Here is a 1,730-nt window from a genome sequence, read left to right on the forward strand (position 1 = left end):
GGGATAATAATATGATCAATTTTTTTGAATTTATGCTTGGCTTATTAAAAGAGCCAGCAATTATGGTTGGTTTAATTGCATTTGTGGGTCTTGTTGCTCAAAAATCTGATATATCTACCATTTTGAAGGGCACAATTAAAACAGTCATGGGATTTTTAATCCTTGGCTTTGGTGCTGGTGCTCTTGTGGGCGCACTAAATAACTTCTCAGTAGTCTTTACAGAGGCATTTGGTGTTAGTGGCGTGATTCCAAATAACGAAGCGATTGTGGCGTTGGCACAAGAAGCGTTTGGTTATGAGATGGCACTTATTATGTTCTTTGCCTTTGTAGTAAATATTGTGTTAGCTCGTATCACACCTCTAAAGTATATTTTTCTTACGGGTCACCACACGATGTTTATGTCCATGTTGGTGGCGGTTATCTTATCAACAGCGGGTATTACCGGCGTTGGACTGGTTGCTCTTGGTGCTGTGATTGTGGGCTCGTTAATGGTGATTATGCCTGCTCTTGGTCAAAAATATACTGAAAAAGTAATGGGAACGGATCAACTTGCGATTGGCCATTTCTCAACACTCTCTTACATTGTTTCCGGTTACATTGGCGGTAAGTTTGGCGATACGTCTAAAACGACGGAAGATATTCAAATGCCGAAGAGCCTTATGTTTCTTCGCGATACCCCAGTCGCCGTTGCAACAACGATGGCAGTATTTTTCTTATTAGCTTCAATTTTTGCTGGTGGTGCATTTGTCGAAACCGTTTCTGGTGGTCAAAACTGGGTAGTGTTTACCTTTATGCAATCCTTGACTTTTGCTGGCGGTGTGTACATCGTGCTGCAAGGTGTGAAGATGTTAATTGCCGAAATTGTTCCAGCATTTAAAGGCATTTCTGACAACCTTGTTCCAGGTGCAAAGCCTGCACTTGATTGCCCTATGGTATTCCCTGTTGCCCCTAACGCCGTGTTAATTGGTTTCTTATGCTCATTTGCTGCTGGACTGGTTGCCATGGGTATTCAAGGTATGCTTGGTTGGACCATTATAGTCGCTGGTGTTGTTCCACATTTCTTCGTTGGTGGTGCTGCAGGGGTTTACGGTAATGCTACCGGTGGTTTACGTGGTGCTATCTTAGGTTCGTTTACTCAAGGTCTGTGTATTTCATTCCTACCAATGTTACTGCTTCCAGTACTGGGTGGTTTAGGTCTTGAAGCAACAACATTTGCTGATTTTGACTTCGGTGTGGTTGGCTTAATTTTAGGTTGGATTGTCTCATGAGCCTATTTGATTTAATTGGCAACGACGGTATTGTCATTACTAGTGAAGAGAATCTATCGGTAGATGCGGCGTTAGAGCTGACCTGTTCAACTCTGTTGGCAAATAACAAGATTGAAACAAGCTATCTGGATGCGATTAAACAGAAGCATGAAGATATTGGTGCCTATTATGTGTTAGCACCCAAAATTGCAATGCCTCATGCTCGCCCAGAAGATGGAGTGAAAGAGGCGGCACTTCAAGTGACAGTATTCAAAAATGGTGTGGATTTAGAGTCTGCTGATAATGGTGACGTATTCTTTGCCGTTACGTTAGCTGCGATGGACTCAGACAGTCATATCAATACGATTATGGCGCTTTCTGAACTGTTCCAAAATGATGATGATATAGACAATATTATCTCAGCAAAGAGTGTTGAAGAAATTATTGAAATAGTGAAAAAGTACTAAGTTATATCTTCCCCCC

2 protein-coding genes are annotated in these 1,730 nt (G+C 41.8%); both read left to right on the plus strand.

Annotated elements, in window-relative coordinates; translation table 11 throughout:
• Positions 1-11 precede the first annotated feature (11 nt).
• Positions 12-1,268 carry a PTS ascorbate transporter subunit IIC gene (gene ulaA / locus L4C32_RS20560; protein WP_428198758.1) on the plus strand — a complete coding sequence of 419 codons (1,257 nt, stop codon included), beginning with the start codon at positions 12-14 and terminating at the stop codon, positions 1,266-1,268.
• Positions 1,265-1,714, plus strand: coding sequence for a PTS sugar transporter subunit IIA (locus L4C32_RS20565; protein WP_428198757.1), 450 nt, complete (start codon positions 1,265-1,267; stop codon positions 1,712-1,714). The genes ulaA and L4C32_RS20565 overlap by 4 nt, the downstream gene beginning before the upstream one ends.
• The last annotated feature ends 16 nt before the right edge of the window (positions 1,715-1,730 follow it).

This window comes from Aliivibrio kagoshimensis (genome assembly GCF_050337105.1).
In the GTDB taxonomy this organism is placed as follows: Bacteria; Pseudomonadota; Gammaproteobacteria; order Enterobacterales; family Vibrionaceae; genus Aliivibrio_A; species Aliivibrio_A kagoshimensis.

Coding starts and splice junctions, on each gene's coding strand:
- ulaA (WP_428198758.1), top strand. CDS start 12: ATGATCAATTTTTTTGAATTTATGCTTGGCTTATTAAAAGAGCCAGCA.
- L4C32_RS20565 (WP_428198757.1), top strand. CDS start 1,265: ATGAGCCTATTTGATTTAATTGGCAACGACGGTATTGTCATTACTAGT.